At 67.9% G+C, this 20,871-nt stretch carries 21 protein-coding genes and 1 riboswitch; of the genes, 16 read left to right on the forward strand and 5 right to left on the reverse strand.

All coding sequences use genetic code 11. From position 1 onward, the window contains the following. The first annotated feature begins 84 nt into the window (after positions 1-84). The 3 genes from gatC to gatB are packed head-to-tail and all read left to right on the forward strand — an operon-like array spanning position 85 to position 3,367. Complete coding sequence (gatC, locus tag BHE97_RS05705) at positions 85-387, forward strand: Asp-tRNA(Asn)/Glu-tRNA(Gln) amidotransferase subunit GatC (protein WP_201791324.1); 303 nt, start codon at positions 85-87, stop codon at positions 385-387. Then, a complete protein-coding gene (gene gatA, locus BHE97_RS05710; protein WP_087623044.1) occupies positions 384-1,862 on the forward strand; it encodes an Asp-tRNA(Asn)/Glu-tRNA(Gln) amidotransferase subunit GatA in 1,479 nt (492 codons plus the stop codon). Before gatC ends, gatA begins: the two co-directional genes overlap by 4 nt. After that, positions 1,859-3,367 carry an Asp-tRNA(Asn)/Glu-tRNA(Gln) amidotransferase subunit GatB gene (gene gatB, locus BHE97_RS05715; RefSeq protein ID WP_087623045.1) on the forward strand — a complete coding sequence of 503 codons (1,509 nt, stop codon included), beginning with the start codon at positions 1,859-1,861 and terminating at the stop codon, positions 3,365-3,367. The genes gatA and gatB overlap by 4 nt, the downstream gene beginning before the upstream one ends. An 83-nt stretch (positions 3,368-3,450) precedes the next feature. On the opposite strand, the gene BHE97_RS05720 is transcribed toward gatB, so the two are convergent. After that, positions 3,451-4,341, reverse strand: coding sequence for an alpha/beta hydrolase (locus tag BHE97_RS05720; protein WP_170931287.1), 891 nt, complete (start codon positions 4,339-4,341; stop codon positions 3,451-3,453). A gap of 214 nt (positions 4,342-4,555) precedes the next feature. Between BHE97_RS05720 and BHE97_RS05725 the strand changes: the two genes are divergently transcribed. From BHE97_RS05725 to BHE97_RS05750, 6 genes are all read left to right on the forward strand, one after another. Then, a complete protein-coding gene (locus BHE97_RS05725; protein WP_087623047.1) occupies positions 4,556-5,551 on the forward strand; it encodes a patatin-like phospholipase family protein in 996 nt (331 codons plus the stop codon). Between the two features lie 147 nt (positions 5,552-5,698). After that, on the forward strand, positions 5,699-6,313 hold the full coding sequence (locus BHE97_RS05730) for a SatD family protein (protein WP_087623048.1): 615 nt from the start codon (positions 5,699-5,701) through the stop codon (positions 6,311-6,313). Beyond that, entirely contained in the window at positions 6,310-7,002 is a 693-nt protein-coding gene (locus tag BHE97_RS05735) for a hypothetical protein (RefSeq protein ID WP_087623049.1), read from the forward strand. The genes BHE97_RS05730 and BHE97_RS05735 overlap by 4 nt, the downstream gene beginning before the upstream one ends. Before the next feature lie 52 nt (positions 7,003-7,054). Further along, the gene (gene ilvD, locus BHE97_RS05740; protein ID WP_087623050.1) at positions 7,055-8,761 is read left to right on the forward strand and encodes a dihydroxy-acid dehydratase; all 1,707 of its coding nucleotides are present in this window, start codon (positions 7,055-7,057) and stop codon (positions 8,759-8,761) included. A gap of 165 nt (positions 8,762-8,926) precedes the next feature. Beyond that, a complete protein-coding gene (locus BHE97_RS05745) occupies positions 8,927-9,310 on the forward strand; it encodes a Uma2 family endonuclease (RefSeq protein ID WP_087623051.1) in 384 nt (127 codons plus the stop codon). Between the two features lie 31 nt (positions 9,311-9,341). Continuing rightward, positions 9,342-10,778 (forward strand): SDR family NAD(P)-dependent oxidoreductase, encoded by a 1,437-nt coding sequence (locus tag BHE97_RS05750; protein WP_087623052.1) that lies wholly within the window; start codon positions 9,342-9,344, stop codon positions 10,776-10,778. A 63-nt stretch (positions 10,779-10,841) separates the two neighbouring features. On the opposite strand, the gene BHE97_RS05755 is transcribed toward BHE97_RS05750, so the two are convergent. Then, positions 10,842-11,195: a hypothetical protein gene (locus tag BHE97_RS05755; protein ID WP_087623053.1), complete on the reverse strand. Its 354-nt coding sequence runs from the start codon at positions 11,193-11,195 to the stop codon at positions 10,842-10,844. 292 nt (positions 11,196-11,487) lie between these two features. On the opposite strand from BHE97_RS05755, the gene BHE97_RS05760 reads away from it, so the two are divergent. The 3 genes from BHE97_RS05760 to ilvC are packed head-to-tail and all read left to right on the forward strand — an operon-like array spanning position 11,488 to position 14,870. Further along, positions 11,488-13,263: an acetolactate synthase large subunit gene (locus BHE97_RS05760; RefSeq protein WP_087623111.1), complete on the forward strand. Its 1,776-nt coding sequence runs from the start codon at positions 11,488-11,490 to the stop codon at positions 13,261-13,263. After that, complete coding sequence (gene ilvN, locus BHE97_RS05765; RefSeq protein ID WP_087623054.1) at positions 13,260-13,793, forward strand: acetolactate synthase small subunit; 534 nt, start codon at positions 13,260-13,262, stop codon at positions 13,791-13,793. The genes BHE97_RS05760 and ilvN overlap by 4 nt, the downstream gene beginning before the upstream one ends. 51 nt (positions 13,794-13,844) lie before the next feature. Further along, positions 13,845-14,870 carry a ketol-acid reductoisomerase gene (gene ilvC / locus BHE97_RS05770; RefSeq protein WP_087623055.1) on the forward strand — a complete coding sequence of 342 codons (1,026 nt, stop codon included), beginning with the start codon at positions 13,845-13,847 and terminating at the stop codon, positions 14,868-14,870. Between the two features lie 78 nt (positions 14,871-14,948). Here ilvC and BHE97_RS05775 read toward each other — a convergent pair whose 3' ends face one another. The 3 genes from BHE97_RS05775 to BHE97_RS05785 all read right to left on the reverse strand — a co-directional run bounded on the left by BHE97_RS05775 (position 14,949) and on the right by BHE97_RS05785 (position 17,819). Continuing rightward, on the reverse strand, positions 14,949-16,391 hold the full coding sequence (locus BHE97_RS05775; RefSeq protein WP_087623056.1) for a PLP-dependent aminotransferase family protein: 1,443 nt from the start codon (positions 16,389-16,391) through the stop codon (positions 14,949-14,951). 169 nt (positions 16,392-16,560) lie between these two features. Next, positions 16,561-17,172: a hypothetical protein gene (locus tag BHE97_RS05780; protein WP_087623057.1), complete on the reverse strand. Its 612-nt coding sequence runs from the start codon at positions 17,170-17,172 to the stop codon at positions 16,561-16,563. A 137-nt stretch (positions 17,173-17,309) separates the two neighbouring features. Further along, positions 17,310-17,819, reverse strand: a complete 510-nt coding sequence (locus tag BHE97_RS05785) for a DUF6318 family protein (RefSeq protein WP_140399986.1) — start codon at positions 17,817-17,819, stop codon at positions 17,310-17,312. 136 nt (positions 17,820-17,955) lie between these two features. Continuing rightward, a riboswitch (TPP riboswitch) is annotated at positions 17,956-18,049 on the forward strand. Between BHE97_RS05785 and thiM the strand changes: the two genes are divergently transcribed. The 4 genes from thiM to BHE97_RS05805 all read left to right on the forward strand — a co-directional run bounded on the left by thiM (position 18,037) and on the right by BHE97_RS05805 (position 20,871). Beyond that, the gene (thiM, locus tag BHE97_RS05790) at positions 18,037-18,837 is read left to right on the forward strand and encodes a hydroxyethylthiazole kinase (protein ID WP_087623059.1); all 801 of its coding nucleotides are present in this window, start codon (positions 18,037-18,039) and stop codon (positions 18,835-18,837) included. It overlaps the preceding riboswitch by 13 nt. Then, a complete protein-coding gene (gene thiE, locus BHE97_RS05795; RefSeq protein WP_140399988.1) occupies positions 18,834-19,445 on the forward strand; it encodes a thiamine phosphate synthase in 612 nt (203 codons plus the stop codon). The genes thiM and thiE overlap by 4 nt, the downstream gene beginning before the upstream one ends. After that, positions 19,442-20,251 (forward strand): bifunctional hydroxymethylpyrimidine kinase/phosphomethylpyrimidine kinase, encoded by an 810-nt coding sequence (gene thiD, locus BHE97_RS05800; protein ID WP_087623061.1) that lies wholly within the window; start codon positions 19,442-19,444, stop codon positions 20,249-20,251. Before thiE ends, thiD begins: the two co-directional genes overlap by 4 nt. Further along, positions 20,248-20,871, forward strand: a complete 624-nt coding sequence (locus BHE97_RS05805) for a TenA family protein (RefSeq protein ID WP_087623062.1) — start codon at positions 20,248-20,250, stop codon at positions 20,869-20,871. The genes thiD and BHE97_RS05805 overlap by 4 nt, the downstream gene beginning before the upstream one ends.

Below are 20,871 nucleotides of genomic sequence, written 5' to 3' on the forward strand. Positions count from 1 at the left end.
TGATGCAGTGATGCATCAGAGTGCGCTCGGTACTCACCCGGTGTCGAGGCGGAGGGGTAGCGGGCAGGCTCTAGGATGGAGCACATGTCGTCTTCTGCGATCTCTCGCGACGACGTCGCCCACCTCGCGAGCCTGGCTCGCATCGACCTATCCGAGGACGAGCTCGATCGACTGGGCGCGGAGCTGCCCGCGATCCTCGAGCACGTCAAGGTCGTCCAGCAGGTCGCCGGCGACGACGTCCCAGCGATGAGCCACCCGATCCCTGTCACCAATGTGCTGCGTGCCGACGAGGTGCGCACCGGGCTCACGCCCGAGCAGGCCCTGTCGGGTGCTCCCGATGCCGAGGAACAGCGCTTCAGCGTCCCGCAGATCCTGGGAGAAGAATGACCACCGACGTCACCACCGCTTCGGCCGCGAGCATTGCCGAGGCCTTCGCCGATGGCGACACGACCTCCGTGGAGGTCACGCAGGCTCACCTCGAACGCATCGCATCGGTCGACGAGCGTTTGAACGCCTTCCTGCATGTCGACGCCGAGGGGGCTCTCGCCACGGCCGCCGAGGTCGACGCACGTCGCGCGGCGGGTGAGGAACTCCCCGCCCTCGCGGGTGTCCCGATCGCGGTCAAGGACCTCATCAACACCGCGGGCCAGCCCACGACGGCCGGCTCGAAGATGCTCGAGGGCTGGATCCCGCCCTATGACGCCACCGTCGTGACCCGCCTGCGGGCCGCGGGGTTGCCGATCCTCGGCAAGACCAATCTGGACGAGTTCGCCATGGGCTCTTCCAATGAGCACTCCGCCTACGGACCCGCTCGCAACCCGTGGGACACATCGCGGATCCCCGGGGGCTCGAGTGGCGGTTCGGCCGCCGCCGTCGCCGGCTACGAGGCACCGCTCGCACTCGGCACCGATACCGGTGGTTCCATCCGCCAGCCCGGTGCGATGACGGGAATCGTCGGCGTCAAGCCGACCTATGGTGGGGTATCGCGCTACGGCGTGATCGCGATGGCCAGCAGCCTCGACCAGGTAGGCCCGATGGCCCGCACCGTGCTCGATGCCGCGCTGCTCCACGAGATCGTCGCGGGTCACGACCCGATGGACTCCACCAGCATCGAGCGCCCGGTCCCGCCAGTCGTCGAAGCGGCCCGGCGTGGCGACGTGACGGGACTGCGGATCGGTGTCGTCCGCGAGCTCGGCGGCGAGGGTTTTCAGCCCGGCGTCCAGTCCGCCTTCGACCGCGCCGTCGAGCAGTTGGCGCAGTCCGGTGCTGAGATCGTCGAGGTCGGCTGTCCGAGCTTCGCGCACGGCATCGCCGCTTACTATCTCGTGATGCCGAGCGAGGTCAGCAGCAATCTCGCTCGCTTCGATGCGATGCGCTACGGCCTGCGCACGGTGCCTCACCAGGGCGCCAGCGCCGAGCAGGTCATGGCCGCGAGCCGTGACGCTGGCTTCGGCGACGAGGTCAAGCGTCGCATCATCCTGGGCACCTACGCTCTGTCCAGCGGCTACTACGATGCCTACTACGGCTCAGCGCAGAAGGTGCGCACGCTGATCGCGCGGGACTTCGAGGCCGCCTTCGAGCAGGTCGATGTCCTGGTGTCGCCCACCGCGCCCACCACTGCCTGGAAGCTGGGAGAGAAGTCCGATGATCCGCTCTCGATGTACCTGGAGGACATCGCAACGATCCCGGCCAACCTCGCCGGAGTGCCCGGCCTGAGCCTGCCCGTAGGCCTGGCCGAGGATTCCGGTCTGCCCGTCGGCGTGCAGTTCCTCGCGCCCGCGATGGCCGACGACCGCCTGTACAACGCCGCGGCCGCCCTCGAGCGCCTCGTGGACACCCCGAAGCTGGAGGAGGTCCGATGACCGCATTGGTTGCCTTCGAGGATGCTCTCACCCGGTACGACCCGGTCATGGGCCTGGAGGTCCATGTCGAGCTCAACACCGCCACCAAGATGTTCTGCAGCTGTGCCACCACCTTCGGTGCGGAGCCCAACACCCAGGTGTGCCCGGTATGCCTCGGACTGCCTGGTGCGCTGCCGGTGGTGAACGCGAAGGGCGTCGAGTCGGCGATCCGCATCGGCCTCGCGTTGAACTGCGAGATCGCCGAGTGGTGCCGCTTCGCGCGGAAGAACTACTTCTATCCCGACATGCCGAAGAACTTCCAGACTTCGCAGTACGACGAGCCGATCGCCTTCGATGGCTATGTCGACCTGACTGTGCCGGCTGAGGATGGGGGCGAGGGTGAGACGTATCGGATCGAGATCGAGCGGGCTCACATGGAGGAGGACACCGGCAAGTCTCTGCACGTCGGCGGTGCCACGGGACGCATCCACGGTGCCTCGCATTCGCTACTGGACTACAACCGTGCCGGCATCCCGCTGATCGAGATCGTCACCAAGACCATCGAGGTGCCCGGTGAGAAGGCACCCGCGGTGGCGCGTGCGTATGTCAACTACCTGCGTGACCTGATGGTGGCGCTCGACGTCTCCGATGCCCGGATGGACCAGGGATCGTTGCGCGCCGACGTCAACCTGTCGCTCAAGCCGAGGGGCTCGGACGTGCTGGGCACCCGCAGCGAGACCAAGAATGTCAACTCCTTCCGCTCGGTCGAGCGCGCGGTGCGTTATGAGATCGGGCGGCACGCGGGAATCCTCGACGCCGGGGAGAAGGTCGTGCAGGAGACCCGGCACTTCCATGAGGCCGATGGCAGCACCTCGGCGGGTCGCGAGAAGTCCGATGCCGAGGACTATCGGTACTTCCCTGAGCCCGATCTCGCACCGGTGGCCCCATCGCGCGAGTGGGTCGAGGAGCTGCGTCGGACGCTGCCAGAGCCGCCGGCCGAGCGTCGCAAGCGGCTCCAGGCCGAGTGGGGGTTCTCGGATCTGGACATGCGTGACACGGTGGGTGCAGGCGCGCTCGACCTCGTCGCCGCCACGATCGCCGCCGGGACGACGCCTGCGGCTGCCAAGAAGTGGTGGCTGGGTGAGTTGGCACGCCGGTCCAACGAGACCGGCACCGAGATCGCTGAACTGGGCATCACACCCCAGCAGGTCGCCGAGATCCAGGGACTCATCGACGCGGGCCGCATCAACGACAAGCTCGCGCGATCGGTCTTCGACGGGGTGCTCGCAGGCGAGGGCACTCCCGAAGAGGTCGTGGTGAGCCGTGGCCTGGAGGTCGTGTCCGATGACGGCGCGCTGAGCGAGGCCGTCGATCAGGCGATCGCCGACAATCCGGACGTGGCGGACAAGATCCGCGGCGGCAAGGTGCAGGCGGCGGGGGCGCTCATCGGCGCGGTCATGAAGCAGATGCGCGGTCAGGCCGATGCGGCCCGCGTCCGCGAGCTCATCCTCGAGAAGCTCTCCTGACCAGCCCTCGTTGAGGGTAGAGCACTCGTTGAGTGTGACGTTTGGACGGTCGAATCACTGATTTCACCGTCCAAACGTCACACTCAACGAGTGCTCTGCGGGAGATCGGCGAGGAAGTCGTGGAGGGATGCGGTGACGTAGTCGGGGAACTCGACGCCGATGAAATGCGTCGCATTGATCTCGTCGTAGCTGGCGTGCGCGATGCGATCCGCGGCGGTCTTGACGTAACGCGCGCCGACGAGCAGATCGCGTCGCCCGGCGAGGAAACGCACCGGGTAGTCGATCGCCGACAGCGAGATGCGCTGATGGTCCTTCACGCTCAGAGCTAGGTGGGCGTACCAGCGCGGATGGGTCGTGCGGAACTCGTGGAGGAGGGCCTGGAGTTCCTCCAGGTCGGCCGCGGGATCGATGAGCCGAGTCCGGCGCAGCACTCGCGAGGTGAGCGGGACGACAGGAAGATCCCGAGTCAGCGGCTCGACGAGGGTCCCGAATCGGCGGGCGGTACGGCTGAGCGTGACCACCATGCGACGGGCGATGAACGGCGGCACTCGAAGCGGCGCCAGCGTCGTCGAGAAGGTGTCGCCGGGAACACCGGCGATCGCGTAGATGCCCTCGACCCGGTCGGGGAAGCGCCGCGCGAGCTCGAAGGCGACGGTCACCCCGGCCGACCAGGCCAGCACCGGGGCTCGTTCGAGGCCGAAGGCGTCCAGGGTCGCGACGGCATCCTCGACGAAGGCATCCAGATTCACCCGGCGCTCGGCGACGCGTCCCCCTCCGCCGGTGCCCCGGTGATTCCACGAGACCACATGGACCCCGCAGTCCTCGCGGAGGAGGCCCGGCCAGGCGAAGGGGTTGGTACCCAGGCCGTTCGACAGCAGCACGGGTGGTCCATCCACGTCATTGGTCCAGGCCCGGATACGGGTCCCGTCCTGGCTGTCGATGTCGACATAGCGCAGGGTCTCGTGAGAGATCACGGCCCGAGTGTAGTCCTCGTTTACAGCCCGGAGCCACGGTCGTCGAAGAGGGTGGCCGGCGAGTGGTGCAATCCTGCCCGCGAGTGGCGCATATTCGCCCTGTCAGCGCCGGTTCCGGGGCGAACCTGCACCACTCGCGGGCACCCGCGGGCGGTGGAACGGGCTCGTGCCGCACGCGCTGTCCCGATGGTGGGGCCGACGTAGGTTGGTCCCTATGACGAGCGAACGTGTCACCGACTTGGTGCTCGAAGGGGGCGGGGTCAAGGGCATCGCGCTGGTGGGGGCGGTCGTCGCGCTCTCCGATCACGGCTATCGATTCGCTAGGATCGCCGGTTCGTCCGCGGGAGCGGTGGTCGGCGCGATCATCGTCGCGATGCAGCAGCGCGGCGAGTCGATGAGCCGGGTCGACGAGGTCATGCGCACGATGGACTACCGCGCGATGCTCGATCGGCGACCGATCGGCCGGGCGCTCTCGTGGTGGCCCAATGCGGCGAGCGCCTGGGGTGTCCTGTTCCATCTCGGGGCGCATCGGGGCGCCTACCTGCAGCAGTGGCTCGCCGGTGTTCTCGGTGACTTGGGGGTGCGCTCCTTCGGCGATCTGCGACTGGACGATCCCGAGGCGTCATTGCCTCCGGAGAAGGCCTACCGACTGGTCGTCACCGCGAGCGATCTCTCCCGTCAGCGGGTCATGTATCTGCCGTGGGATCTGCCGCGCTACGGTCGCAGCGCCGATACCTATCCGGTGGCGCGGGCGGTTCGCGCATCCTCGGCCATCCCGTTCCTCTTCGAGCCGGTGCGGGTGAAGTCGCGTTTCGGCACGGTCACGCTCGCCGATGGGTCGCTGCTGCGCAGCTATCCGATCGACGCCTTCGACCGGACCGACGGTCTGCCGAGCCGCTGGCCGACCATCGGCGTGCGGCTCAGTTCGCCGGCGGGGGAGCGCGCGAAGGCCAAGCCGGTGACCGGCCCCTTGTCGCTGCTCACGAATCTGGTCTTCACCACCGTCGACTCCACGCAGGTGCGACATGTGAGCGACCCGGTCGACGCTGATCGGAGCATCTTCGCCAAGCCCAAGGGAGTGCGCTGGACCGACTTCGATCTCACCGCCGCTCAGCAGCAGTCGCTCTACGAGGCCGGATACGCGGCGGCTGAGCGGTGGATGCGACAGCATCCCGGCGGGTGGCCGCGGGTGGACAGGAGCGGTGACTGACTGGCGGGCGTCGCCCTCGCGCGGCGGAGATGTGCGGTCCCGGGTCGCCGCCTCGTGTCCTACCTCAATCATCGCGATCACGGCCGGCACGGCAGCCACGCGCCGCACAATAGAAGCTCATTGCTGTTTCTATGGCATTATCAGCATATGGCTGTTGCTCTCATCGGCGATCTCGTCGACTCCCGCGCCTGGGACGATCGCGGCGCTCTGCATCGCGCTGTGCTGCAGGCCTGTGCCGTCACGGCCGAGATGGTGCCGGGAGCGGTGCAAGCTCCCGAACCCACGATCGGTGACGAACTCCAGGCCGTCTACCCCGATATCGCGACAGCGCTCGACGCGGCGATGATCCTTCGGCTCAGTCTGCCGCATCCGGCTGACTGCCGCGCCGGGATCGGGGTCGGGGATGTCGAGATCGTCGGACCCGGCGCCTATGGTCTGATCCAGGACGGCTCGGCCTGGTGGGCCGCCCGGGAGGCGCTCGAGGATGTCGAACGCCAGGAGCGCCGCATCCGGGGCATGCGCACTCGGGTGTGGGCGGCCGAGGGATATGAGAAGGGGGAGTTCGTGAACGCCTACGCCGTCTGTCGCGATCACATCGTGAGCGGGCTCGACGAACGTCAGCGCCGGTTGACGCTCGGGGTCCTCCGCGGACTCACCCAGGAGGAGCTGGCCGAGCAGGAGGGCATCACCCAGTCGGCCGTGTCGCAGAGCTTGCGCCGTAGCGGCGCTCTCGCGCTCAAGGACGCCTGGAGCCGGTCATGATCATCGTCGCGCTCCTCCTGGCCTCGGTGGGCGCGGCCGATCTGGTCCGCCGGCCGGCCGGGGGCCGGCTGCGGGCTCTCGAGCTTCCCTTCCTCGCAGCTTTGTCCGTCTACGTGCTCGGCGGCTCGATGCTCGGCTTGGAGCGCACAGGCATATGGACGCTGATCCCCGTGATGGTCCTCGTCATGCTCTGGCTCACGGCCCAGCACCGCCAGGGAGTCTCGGGCCCGCTCGTCCTGGCGGCCGGCCTCGTGGTCGCGCTCCTCTTCGGTCAGCATGTGCCGCGTACGGAGCCGCCCATCGGCTCCTGGTACGCCGGCCTGGAGATACCGCCGATCGAAGGACTGGACGTGGATGTGGCGGCGCTGGGGCTGGGTGTCGTGCTCTTCCTGCTGCAATCGGCCAATGTGATCGTGCGAGCGGTGCTGCGGCGAGCCGGGCCGGCGGTCCTGGAGGAGGAGAGGGAGCTCCAGGGCGGGCGCATCCTCGGGCCGATCGAGCGGGTGTTCATCTTCGCGATGGCGCTCGCCGGGCAGTACGCGGCGGTCGCCGCTGTCATGGCGGCCAAGGGGGTGCTGCGGTTTCCGGAGATCTCTCGCGATCCTGGAGACGGCACACGTGCCGAGTACGTGTTGGTCGGCAGCTTCGTCAGTTGGGGGCTCGCCTTCGCCGCGGTCCCGCTCTTCTGACTCCGCGATAACCCCACGGCGTTCGGCGGGAGGCGAGTCGTACGCTTTTCCCATGACCTCCTCCGACTCCACTCCAGCGGACCAGATCGACATCAAGCCCCGTAGCCGGACGGTTACCGATGGCATCGAGGCGACCGCCTCGCGCGGTATGCTCCGCGCGGTCGGGATGGGCGATGACGACTGGGCCAAGCCGCAGATCGGCGTGGCGTCGAGCTGGAACGAGATCACCCCCTGCAATCTCTCTCTGGATCGCCTCGCCAAGGCGTCCAAGGAGGGCGTGCATGCGGGCGGTGGCTACCCGCTCGAGTTCGGCACGATCAGCGTCTCGGACGGCATCTCGATGGGCCATGAGGGTATGCATTTTTCGCTCGTGAGCCGCGAGGTCATCGCCGATTCGGTCGAGACTGTGATGATGGCCGAGAGGCTCGACGGATCGGTGCTGCTGGCCGGCTGTGACAAGAGCCTGCCGGGCATGCTGATGGCAGCGGCTCGCCTCGATCTCGCGAGCGTCTTCCTCTACGCCGGGTCGATCATGCCGGGCAAGGTCGATGGCGAGGATGTCACGCTCATCGACGGCTTCGAGGGTGTCGGCGCCTGTATGAAGGGTCTGATCTCCCGCGAGCAGCTCGACAAGATCGAGCGCAATATCTGCCCGGGCGAGGGGGCCTGCGGTGGCATGTACACCGCCAACACGATGGCCTCGGTCGCCGAGGCACTTGGCATGAGCCTGCCGGGTTCGGCGGCGCCGCCCGCGATCGACCGTCGCCGCGACGGCTTCGCGCAGGAGTCCGGCAAGGCCGTCGTCGAGCTGTTGCGCAAGGGCATCACCGCTCGTCAGATCATGACCCGCGAGGCCTTCGAGAACGCGATCGCCATCGTGATGGCTCTCGGCGGCTCCACCAACGCCGTCCTCCACCTGCTGGCCATCGCGCGTGAGGCCGAGGTCGACCTCACCCTCGAGGACTTCAACCGCATCGGCGACAAGGTCCCGCACCTGGGTGACCTCAAGCCCTTCGGCAAGTACGTCATGTACGACGTCGACCAGAAGGGCGGCATCCCCGTCGTCATGAAGGCTCTGCTCGACGCAGGGCTCATGCACGGCGACACCCTCACGGTCACGGGCAAGACCATGGCCGAGAACCTCGCTGATCTCGGGCTCGACGGCAAGGTCGACGGCAGCGTCATCCGTCCGCTCTCTGAGCCGATCCACCGCACGGGCGGCATCACGGTGCTCAAGGGCTCGCTCGCCCCCGAGGGTGCGGTCGTCAAGAGCGCCGGCTTCGACTCCGATGTCTTCCGCGGCACCGCCCGGGTCTTCGACGGCGAGCGCGCGGCGATGGATGCGCTGGAAGACGGCACGATCGTGGCCGGTGATGTGGTCGTCATCCGCTACGAGGGTCCCAAGGGCGGCCCGGGCATGCGCGAGATGTTGGCGATCACCGGTGCCATCAAGGGCGCCGGTCTCGGTAAGGACGTGCTGTTGCTGACCGATGGGCGCTTCTCCGGCGGCACCACCGGTCTGTGCGTCGGCCACGTCGCACCCGAGGCGGTCGACGGCGGTCCGATCGCCTTCGTCCGCGATGGCGACATCATCGAGCTGGACATGGCCAACCGCACCCTCGAGGTCGAGATCGAGGCCGACGAGTTCGAGCGTCGTCAGCAGGGCTGGGAGCCCAACCCGCCGCGGTACACCACGGGCGTGCTCGCCAAGTACGCCAAGCTCGTGTCCTCGGCCGCCGACGGCGCCGTCTGCGGATAGCCTTCCAGAGAATCCCGTCGTGGCGGCGTTCGTCGATGGTTCCGTCGTATTCGTCGCGCGGGGACTGATGATGATGCATTCGGGCCGCTATGACGACCACAATGCATCACGACCGGTCCGCATCGCCTCGAAACATGATGCGTTCGGGTGGCTATAGCGACCACAATGCATCATCATCGGTCCGCACCGCCGTGCGCCGGTATCCAGTTCGGTTCACGTCACTACCGTCAACCGGATGTGGCGGTCGTCCGGCGAGATGTCACGCCAGCTGGACTCTGGCTCGCCCCGTCGGACGTGCTCCTCGCTCTGGAGGTGGTGTCGCCGGCCTCGGTGACGACCGACCGGATCACTAAGCCGGCCCAGTACGCGATGTGGGGCATCGAGGGTTTCTGGAGGGTCGAGACCGAACCGGAGCTGAGCCTGACGGCTTATGCGCTGAATCCCTGCGACGACGTCTACACCGAACTCGGCAGCTGGGGGCCCGGGGAGACGGTCTGTGTGGAGCGCCCCTTCCGGGTGTCCTTCGCGGTCGACGACCTAGCCCGCTGATCCCGTCGGGGCCTCCCGGTAGGATCGCGCGGTGTCAACGATCGATCCCGATGAGCTCGCCGTCGCGCTGAAGGTCCTCGGCGAGGCTCAGTTCCTCGGCGAGGAGGACGACGCCTATATCGCGCTGCGACGCGCGTGCGGCAAGTTCTACAAGGACGTCAAGAAGCAGCGCCGCAAGGCCAAGCGGGCCGAGATCGCCGCCGCCGATCGCGCGGTGATCGAGGCGACCGCCACTGGTTCGGCGCGACGGATCGACGACGAGACCGCCGGCCTGCCGCTGGTCTCACAGGCCAAGGGCGCCACCGCCGGGACGCTGAAGGTGGCCCGTCCCTGCTATATCTGCAAGACCGATTACACGGTCGTCGACGCCTTCTATCACCAGTTGTGCCCCGACTGCGCGGCCATGAGCCACGCGAAGCGTGATGCTCGCACCGATCTGTCGGGCAAGCGCGCTCTGCTGACGGGTGGCCGCGCGAAGATCGGCATGTACATCGCCTTGCGGTTGCTGCGCGACGGGGCACACACGACCATCACGACCCGCTTCCCGCGCGATGCGGTGCGCCGGTTCCGTCAGTTGCCCGACAGCGATCAGTGGATCGACCGGCTGAAGATCGTGGGCATCGACCTGCGCGATCCCGCTCAGGTCATCGGGCTGGCCGACGATGTCGCTGCCGCTGGGCCCTTGGACATCCTCATCAACAACGCCGCGCAGACCGTCAAGCGGTCCCCGGGCGCCTATCAGCACCTCGCTGATGCCGAGATGACCGAGCTCTCCGCCGGCCCCATGCCCGAGCTCGTCACCTTCGGTCACCCCAGCGACGCGCATCCGGCCTCGCTCGTCGGATCGGTGGCCTCGCACCCGGTCCTTGCCGGGGACGCCGGGACGGCCGACGCACTCACTGCGATGGCGCTGACAGCGGGGTCGGCCGACCTGGAGCGCATCGATGCCGGGGGACTGGTGCCCGATGTGGTGGACACCAACAGCTGGGTGCAGCATGTGGGCGAGGTCGATGCGCTGGAGCTGCTCGAGGTGCAGCTGTGCAATAGCGTCGCCCCGTTCATCCTGACGAGCCGGCTGAGGCCCGCGATGGCGGCTGCGGTCCGCGCGGGCGCGCGTCGTTCCTATGTCGTCAACGTGTCGGCGATGGAAGGGCAGTTCGCCCGGGCCTACAAGGGCCCCGGCCATCCGCACACCAATATGGCCAAGGCGGCGCTGAATATGCTGACGCGCACGAGCGCGGGAGAGATGTTCGAGAGCGAGGGCATCTTGATGACCGCGGTCGACACCGGATGGATCACCGACGAACGGCCCCATGTCACCAAGGTGCGCTTGGCCGAGGAGGGCTTCAAGGCGCCGCTCGATCTGGTCGACGGCGCGGCGCGGGTCTACGACCCGATCGTGCGCGGTGAGGCGGGCGAGGACCTCTACGGCGTCTTCCTCAAAGACTTCCGCCCCTCACCCTGGTGAAACTCGGGGCGAGAACGACCGCGGCCCCCGCCCAATGAGGACGGAGGCCGTAGTCGAGTCGGATCACTCGGAGTCCGGAGTCCCCGGGGTCTCGATCTCGGGAGTGCACTCGGTCATCACATCTTGGCTGAGGTTGCCGAGCGTCTCTTCGTCTTCCTCCGAGGCCTCGTAATCCTCGTCGAGGTCGGCCATGGCGCGCAGAGCCTCGTCGGAGAGATCGGAGTCGACGAAGACCCCGGCCACGCAGTCCGCCATCTCGTCGGGGACCGCGGCGCCACCGAGCGGCGATTCCTCGGAGGTGATCGCGTCGGCGAGCTCCTGCTGACTGGGGCGGTCGGCTCCGCCGCCGCAGGCAGCGAGCGAGCCGACGAGCACGGCGGTCGAGACCGCGGCGGCGGCCCTGGTGAACGGCTTCATGGCGTACCTTTCATCGCGGCGCCCCGCAGTGAAGCGCTCCCGACCATTCAACACCGTCCGGATTCCGGCGCGGACAACGGGTTGGTCCACATGGTGGAAGAGAATGTCTCAGAACTTGACCAGGGTCTGGTGCAAGGAGCACACTGGACGCGTGCGTGCACAGCTTCTCGTAGTTTCCTAGGCGGTCGTCACCGACGATCGCCTCCCTCCACTGCCCTGACGGGCCGGAGGGTTTTTTTATGTGAGCTGCACGCCAGAAGTACCGACCCACTGAGCAGAGATGGACCGCGAGATGACCGAACCGCCGGCTGAGATCATCACGGGGGCACAGAGCCTCGTCCGCGCCCTGGAGCGCGTGGGCGTCGATACGATCTTCGGTATCCCGGGGGGCGCGATCCTCCCGGCCTACGATCCCTTGTTCGACTCCTCGATCCGACATGTCCTGGTCCGCCACGAGCAGGGAGCGGGGCACGCCGCCGAGGGTTACGCCATGGAGACCGGCAAGGTCGGCGTCTGCATGGCCACGTCCGGCCCGGGTGCCACCAACCTCGTGACCGCCATCGCCGACGCGTACCTGGATTCGGTGCCGATCGTCGCGATCACCGGTCAGGTCGCCAGCGGGGTCATCGGCTCGGACGCCTTCCAGGAGGCCGACATCCGCGGCATCACGATGCCCATCACCAAGCACAGCTTCCTGGTGACCGATCCGGCGGACATCCCCGGCGCCATCGCGGAGGCCTTCCACATCGCCTCGACCGGCCGTCCCGGCCCGGTCTTGGTCGACATCAGCAAGGATGCGTTGCAGGGTCCCACCAGCTTCCGTTGGCCGCACGAGCTGGCGCTGCCGGGCTACCGTCCCACCTCGCGTCCGCATAACAAGCAGATCCGTGAGGCGGCCAAGCTCATCGCCGAGGCACGCAAGCCCGTGCTATATGTCGGCGGCGGCGTCATCAAGGCCAATGCGGCGGCCGAACTCAAGGTGCTTGCCGAGCTGACCCAGATCCCGGTCGTCACCACCTTGATGGCGCGCGGTGCCTTTCCCGACTCGCACGAGTTGCATCTCGGCATGCCCGGCATGCACGGCACGGTCGCTGCTGTCGGGGCGCTCCAGCGGTCCGATCTGCTCATCACCCTCGGTGCCCGCTTCGACGACCGTGTGACCGGCAATCTGGAGTCCTTCGCTCCGAATGCGAAGGTCGTCCATGCCGACATCGATCCCGCCGAGATCTCCAAAAATCGCACCGCCGACGTCCCGATCGTGGGCGATGCCCGCGAGGTGATCGCCGATCTCGTACGCGCCCTGCAGAAGCAGGCGGAGGAGGACGGCCTGGTCGGGGAGTACTCGGCCTGGCGTGCCTTCGTGCTCGGACTCAAGTCCAAATTCGCACCTTCCTATGACAAGCCCGCCGAGGGGTTGGCTCCGCAGACGGTCATCGAGCGGATCAGCGCGTTGTCCGGTCCGGAGGCCACCTATGTCGCCGGTGTGGGCCAGCACCAGATGTGGTCGGCGCACTATGTCGACTTCGAACGACCCCGCCAGTGGCTCAACTCGGGCGGCGCCGGCACCATGGGCTATGCCGTGCCCGCCGCGATGGGAGCGAAGGCCGGCGCCCCGGACCGCGTCGTGTGGGCCATCGACGGAGACGGCTGCTTCCAGATGACCAATCAGGAGCTCGCCACCTGCGCGCTGGAGGGCATTCCGGTCAAGATCGCCGTCATCAACAACTCCTCGCTGGGCATGGTGCGCCAGTGGCAGACGCTCTTCTACGAGGGCCGTTACTCCAATACCGACCTCAATACCGGACCGGAGTCGATCGGCGCACGCCGGATCCCCGACTTCGTCAAGCTGGCCGAGGCGTACGGTTGTGTCGGGTTGCGATGCGAGAGCGAGGACGACCTCGACGATGTCATCGCCAAGGCGCTGAGCATCAACGATGTGCCCGTCGTGATCGACTTCGTGGTCGAGCGCGACGCCATGGTCTGGCCCATGGTCGCGGCCGGCACCAGCAATGACGACATCAAGATCGCGCGGGATCTCGCGCCCGACTGGGAAGAGGACGACCTGTGAGCACGCATACCCTGAGCGTCTTGGTCGAGAACAGCCCCGGCGTGCTCGCCCGCGTGTCGAGTCTGTTCATGCGTCGCGGCTTCAATATCGAGAGCCTGGCGGTCGGACCGACGGAGATCCCCGAGATCTCGCGCATGACCATCGTGGTCAATGTCGACAAGCTTCCCCTCGAGCAGGTCACCAAGCAGCTGAACAAGCTCGTGCAGGTGCTCAAGATCGTCGAGCTCGAGCCGACCGCCGCCGTGGAGCGTGAGCTCATGTTGATCAAGGTCAAGACCGATCAGCAGACCCGCGGGCAGGTGCTCGAGACCGTGCAGCTGTTCCGGGCGAAAGTCGTCGACGTCGCGCAGGACTCGGTCACGATCGAGGCCACCGGCGACGCCGGTAAGCTCGCCGCGATGCTCAACGTCCTCGAGCCCTTCGGCATCCGTGAGATCGCCCAGTCCGGTCGCGTGGCGATCGGCCGCGGCTCACGATCCATCACCGACCGCACCCTGCGGGCGGTGCCGGGCGCACAGAGCGTCGTCTAGCGGTCGACCCCGAAAACTGACGTCCATCACACAACGCAAGGAGAATCACCCGTGGCTGAGTTGTTCTATGACGACGATGCGGATCTGTCCATCATCCAGGGCAAGCAGGTGGCCGTCATCGGCTACGGCAGCCAGGGCCACGCCCACGCGCTGAACCTGCGCGACTCGGGCGTTGACGTGCGCGTCGGCCTGCCGGAAGGCTCCAAGAGCCGCGCCAAGGCCGAGGCCGAGGGACTGCGCGTCCTGACCCCCGCCGAGGCCGCGGAGGAGGCCGATGTCGTCGTGATCCTCGCGCCGGACCAGGTCCAGCGCACGCTCTACGCCGAGTCGATCGAGCCCAACCTCGTCGAGGGTGACGCCCTCGTCTTCGGCCACGGCTTCAACATCCGCTACGGCTTCATCCAGCCGCCCGCCGGTGTCGACGTCGTGCTCGTCGCGCCCAAGGCCCCCGGCCACACCGTGCGTCGTGAGTTCGTCGCCGGTCGCGGCATCCCGGACATCCTCGGCGTGGAGCAGGACGCCACCGGCAACGCCTGGGAGCTCACCCTCTCCTACGCCAAGGCCATCGGCGGCACCCGCGCCGGCGTCATCAAGACCACCTTCACCGAGGAGACCGAGACCGATCTCTTCGGCGAGCAGGCCGTGCTGTGTGGTGGCGTGTCGCACCTGATCCAGGCCGGCTTCGAGACCCTGACCGAGGCTGGCTACCAGCCCGAGATCGCCTACTTCGAGGTGCTGCACGAGCTCAAGCTCATCGTCGACCTCATCCACGAGGGCGGCATCGCCAAGCAGCGCTGGAGCGTCTCGGACACCGCCGAGTACGGTGACTATGTCTCCGGCCCGCGGATCATCGACTCCTCGGTCAAGGACCGCATGAAGGACGTGCTGTCCGAGATCCAGGATGGCTCCTTCGCGAAGCGCTTCATCGAGGACCAGGACAATGGAGCCAAGGAGTTCCAGCGTCTGCGCGAGGAGGAGGCGGGCCACTCGATCGAGGCGACCGGTAAGGAGCTGCGGGCGCACTTCGCGTGGCAACAGGTCGACGACGACTACACCGAGGGCACTGCCGCGCGCTGAGCTCGCTCTCATCACCGAGCGTGGTGTCCCGTAGCATCCTGTGATGCCGCGGGCGCCACGCTCGGTGTGTTTCCGCCCTCACGCGATGATGTCGATGGTCCGCGGGTCGCGGACCGCCTCCGCGTCCCGTGGGCCGAGATCCTCCCACGCCGAGGCGAGACGCTCGATCGCCCTCTTCATCACGTCCTGCGGCTGTGTGTAGGGGATGCGTATCCAGTGCTCACCCGCGTGGGGCTGTGCGCCGAAGAAACGCGGTCCCGGCGTCAACAGCAGGCCGCGCTCCTCGGCCGCCATCGCGAGTGCGGTCGCCATGCGTCCAGGGAGCCGAGCCCACAAGGTCAGTCCTCCCGCCGGAGGGTCGATCCGCCAGTCGGGGAGTCGCTCGGCGATCAGCGCGATGGCCGCATCACGCGTGCGGCCTGCGATAGGGAGGTGGGGGGAACGGTCCAGCAGACCCGCTGCGACGGCCTCGGCGACGATGAGCTGATCGAGTGCCGATGCGCCGAGGTCCTGGTGCATGCGAGCCTGGATCAGACCGGGGACGGCCGAGCGTGGCGCGCGGATCCACCCGACCCGAAGTCCACCCCATATCGACTTGGACGCCGACCCGATGGTGAAGGCATCAGGGCACCAGCGCGCCAGGTGGGGGAGAGCCTCGCCCTCGAGGCGCAGATCGCGCATGGTCTCGTCGACGATCGTGGTGACCCCGTGTCGGCACATGGCGGCACCGATGCGGCCACGCCGCTCGGCGTCCATGACCGCACCGGTCGGATTGTGGAAGTCGGGGATCAGATAGGCGACCTGTGCTGACGGGACCGCGCGTTCGATGTCGGCCATGGGCCAGGGGTCGTCCGCGATGGGCAACGGGAGGAGGCGGGCCCCTGCTCCGCTGAAGGCGTCGAAGGCATGTGGATAGCTGCAGGCCTCGGTCAAGGCGCGGTCGCCGGGACGGCAGAGGACGCGAGTGAGGAGCGCGAGTGCTCCTTGCGCGCCGGTGGTCACGATGATCTGCTCGGGTTCGGTGGCCAGCCCGTGCTCGGTATAGCGCTGCGCGAGGCGCTCGCGCAGGAGCGGCAGTCCGTCCGGCAGGTAACCATGGGTCGCCATCAGGCTGGGCAGACCCTCGGCGGCGCGATGCACGAGGCGGGCGAGCTCCGGTGGTGCGGGCATCGCGGCCGTGGTGATGGAGATGTCGTCCGGGTCGGCGGACGTGGCGAGCAGGCTCGTCGCGTTCCGTTCGGTGAGTGGCAGCCGGATGACGGTCCCAGAGCCCTGTCGTGCGGATGCGAGTCCTCGGTCGCGCAGCACCCCGTAGGCACGTGTCGCGGTGGTGCGGCTGATGCCCGCAGCCTCGGCAAGGGTCCGTTCGCTGGGCAGCCGGGTGCCGTCGGGGATGCGGCCGTCCAGGACGGCCGCTGCGATGGCCGATGCCCAGGCGCGGTAGGCGGGACCTCCGCGTGCGTGGGCTGACGGGTCGACGGCGGTCACCAGGCCCGCAGCGCTCATCTGGCGAGAGGTCATGCTGCCACTCTGCGACAATTGGCTATCGAATACAAGGCCATTGGCTGCCAAGATCTCGGTATGGTTTGGGCGATTCTGGGAAGTGGACTCCTTGTAGTGGCAGTGGTGAGCACGGCGCGTGATTTGCTCCGCGACGGCTACCGGAGGACGAGGACCCGATGAACCGTGGTCACGGCCTGACGAGCACGGGCTCGGCGGCGCGGACGGCGACAGTCGTGGGAGGGCCCGAGGCGACGATGAGTCCGTCGAGCCGGACCCATGATCCGTCGTTCAGCGAGTAGTCGACCCGATAGCCGGCCTCCAGGTGCACACGCACGGATGCGGCCGCCCGGGTGTACCGGTGCGTGACGGTGAGATCTGGGTAGGGAGTGCCCGGATGACCCGTGGTCTGCTGTGTGCCATCGCCGTGGTGCCAGGTGAACGACACGGGTGTCGCGCGGATCCGTACGGCGACCCCGAGGACGTCCACGGTCTGGTCGACATCGGGGGCTGTCGTGTACAGATTCGTCGGCAGATTGACGAGGGTGGTGTCCTGCGGTTCGACGGCGACGCTGAGGGCCGGCAGGTCGATCTCGCGGACGACTCGTTCAATCTCCTCGGGCGACGGAGGCTCCGGCGCCGATCCAGGAGGTGGATCGCCGGTCCCGCCAGGGTCCGTGGGCGCGGGGGAGCAGAGAAATCCGACGATGGCGCTGGGAGGGCAGCGGCGCCGGAGGTCGTCTCGGATACGCTCGCGGACCGTCGGCGGCCGGGCACCCGGGGTTCCACCCGGCCCCGCCACCGGCCCAGGAACCTTCGGCGCGCTCCCAGGGCCGCTGCGCTCCACGTCCACGACAACTGATGGTCGGCGGGGGGATGGGGATACGTCGACAACATCGCCACCGACAAGCGCTGTCACAAGTACTACTAGTGCGAGAATCACTCTTCGGGCCTTCCAAGCCTCTGCGCGATCCAACGGTCGCCACCTCGCGATACCTCAAGGAAGACGCGCTCTTGGTACGCCGCGTTCTCGATCTCCGTGTCGGTCGCTGACTTCTTTGAGCTTCCTGCGCTGGCGGAAATATCTGCTGTCACTTCATGGGTGGAGTTTCGAGAGTTCAGCGCAACGGCTTCCACGGTCCACTCTCCACCGGTGAAGAATCCGCCGTTTTGGTAGGTCGATCGGTAGAGCTCGATGTACTTCGCGCAGCCGGTGCAGTCGTCGGCGGACAGGTTCTCCAGTTCCGCGGTGTCGCCGGTCAGAGCGGAGTAGTTCAGCACCTCGATGTAGTGGCGGGCGAAGGCTTCGGCTCCCGCGGGGGAGTCATCGGCCGCCAGCTCCGGCATCGCGGGCACGGTGATCTCCGGAGTCGGCGTGACCGTCTCCTCGGACGGCTCGGGTTGACCCGAACACCCCATGAGCGCCACCGCCAGCACCGGCAGGACCATCCGCCGCATCTCATCACCCCCGACATCGATGACACGAAAGTAGTGGCGATCGGTCCGTTTGTCACCCGCCATCGTGCCGCGCTGTGGACAACCCTCGCTCCGGCGGTTCCGTGGCGGCTGCTACGGTCGGCACGACACCACCACGCCGGGGTGCCCGCGAGGGCTGAGAACACACCCGCCGAACCTGATCCGGTTAACACCGGCGCTAGGGAGCCGTATGACGTCCGATCTTTCCGTCGACGCTGTCGTCGACACCGCCCGTGCCGTGCGTGAGCGCACGCCGCTCGTCCAGTGCATCACCAACTACGTCTCGATGGACGTGGCTGCCAATCTGCTCAATGCCGCGCACGCATCCCCCGCGATGGTGCACGATGTGAACGAGGCTGCCGACATGGCCGCTCTCGCCTCGGCGGTCACCGTGAACATCGGCACGCTGAGCCCTCCCTGGGTCGAGGGAATGCACGCCGCCGCGGGCACGGCGCACGACCGTGGCATCCCGTGGGTGCTCGATCCGGTCGCGGTCGGTGCCACGAGGTACCGCCGTGAGACCGTCACCGCGTTGCTCGCGCACCGACCCACCGTCCTCCGGGCGAATGCCAGTGAGATCCTCGCCATCGCGACCGCCCGTGGCGCCGGACGTGGTGTCGACAGCACGGACGACTCGATCGCCATCCGCCACGAGGCCGAGCGGCTCGCGGGATCGCTGGGAACGGTCGTGGTCGTCAGTGGCGCGACCGATGTGGTCACCGATGGTGGGCGGACGGTGCTCGTCGAGGGCGGGGATCCTCGGATGCCGCTCATCTCGGCCCTCGGCTGCGCGGCATCCGCCTTGGTCGCAGCGACCTGCGCATGTGCCGCCGATCCCTGGGTGGGCGCCGCCAGCGCCATGACGATCCTGGCAGCGGCTGGGCGGGTCGCGGGGGAGTCGGCCGCCGGCCCGGGGACGCTCCGACCGGCCCTGCTCGACGCCCTGTACCTCCAGCAGCCCGATGATCTGCGGAATGTCGTGTGGCGATGAACTTCATTCACGGTGTGTATCTGGTGACCGAGCCGCACGACGAGATCGTGGACATCTGTGTCACCGCCGCGCAAGGCGGACTCGATCTGATCCAGGTCCGCGACAAAAGGGCCTCGACCTCCCGACTCGTCGAGGCCGCCGGGGCGATCCGGTCCGCGACGGGCGTGCCGGTCATCGTGAACGACGATCTCGAGGCCGCCGCACGCGTCGACGGGGTTCACGTCGGCGTCAGCGATGCTCGACCCGCGGACGCCCGCGACGCCCTCGGAGGTGAGGCGATCATCGGCTGGTCCGTCAACGGCATCGCACAGCTCGACGATGTCGAGCAGGTCCGGGCGTGTGACTATCTGGCCGTCAGCCCGGTGTGGGCGACGCCGACCAAACCCGATCACGAGGAGCCGCTCGGCCTCGAGGGGGTGCGGATGATCTCGGCGCGATCGTCCCTCCCTGTCGTCGCCATCGGAGGCATCGACCTCGAACGTGCGGCTGAGGCGGTGGCAGCCGGCGCGGATGCCGTGGCGGTCGTCTCGGCCATCACCCGAGCATCCGACCCATGTGCAGCCGCGCGGGCTCTCGGCGCCGCGGTGGAAGAAGGGAGAGCACGATGAGCGAACCGGTCATGTTGACGATCGCCGGGTCCGACCCGTCCGGAGGGGCCGGCGTGCAAGCCGATCTCAAGACCGCGACGGCTCTCGGGGTCTACGGCGCCAGCGTCCTCACCGCGCTGACAGCGCAGAACACCACCGGTGTCCGCGGCATCCATCCGGTCCCCGCGAGTTTCGTCGGCGAACAGCTCGACGCGGTGCTGGAGGATCTGGATGTCCGGGCGATCAAGATCGGCATGCTCGGCGATGCCGGGGTGATCGAGACGATCGCATCCCGGCTGGGGGAACGACCCGAGATCCCGCTAGTGCTCGACCCCGTCATGGTCGCCACCTCGGGGGACCGCCTGATCCCCGAGGACGCGGTCGCGGCGATCGTCGAACTGCTGCTGCCGATCACCGACCTGGCGACTCCCAATCTGCCGGAGACGGCAGTGCTCGCCGGTCGCGACGTCCGTTCGCCCGATGACTTCGAGGCCGCCGGCCGGGCCGTGATGGCACGTGGCGCACGCCATGTCCTCGTCAAGGGCGGTCATCTCGATGGCGACGAGGTAGTCGACCTGCTCGTCTCTGCCGACGGCGCGGGCCGGCTGATCAATGCCCGGATCGACACCCCCAATACGCACGGGACCGGTTGCACCTTGTCGGCGGCGGTCGCTTCGCGCCTGGCCCTCGGCGATCTGATGGCCGACGCCGTGGTGGCCGCCCGTGCCTATCTTCAGCGCGCGATCGTCGCGTCGGTCGATCGGCGGATCGGCGCCGGGCACGGCCCCGTGGACCACCTGGTCGATTTGAGAGGTGAAGACCGATGAGCTTCAGCGAACGCGCTTGGGTCGAAGCGGCCGATGTGGTCGCGCAGATCATGGATCACCCCTTCGTCCTGGGGCTCGCCGACGGCACGCTGCCATCCGAGACCTTCGAGCGCTACCTCTGTGATGACGCGCACTATCTCGACCGATACGGCCGGGTGCTCGCGATGCTGGCGGTACGCGCGCCCACCACCGCCGATGTCGGGGCGATGGCGGAGTTCGCTGCCGGCGCGGCGGTGGCCGAGCGTGAGCTGCACGAGACGGTGATCGGCACCACGCTGGCGGGGTCCCTGCCGAGCGCGACCTGCGATGCGTACACCGGATTTCTTTTCGCGGCCGCGACGCAGCGGCCCGTGAGCGTCGGTCTCGCTGCGGTACTGCCGTGCTTCCGGGTCTATGCGCACGTGGGGGAGTCGCTCGCCGCCGCGGCCCATGCGGACCATCCGTATCGGTCGTGGCTCGAGCAGTACGGCGATCCCGGGTTCGCGGAGGCGACGCGGCGCTGCGAGGCCATCGCCGACCGGTGGGCCGAGCTCGATCCGTCGACGATCCCGGCCATGCACCAGGCGTACGGCCGGGCGACCCGCTATGAGCTCGCGTTCTGGGAGGCCGCCTGGCGCTGA

Source organism: Aeromicrobium sp. PE09-221, assembly GCF_002174305.1.
Classification (GTDB): Bacteria; Actinomycetota; Actinomycetes; order Propionibacteriales; family Nocardioidaceae; genus Aeromicrobium.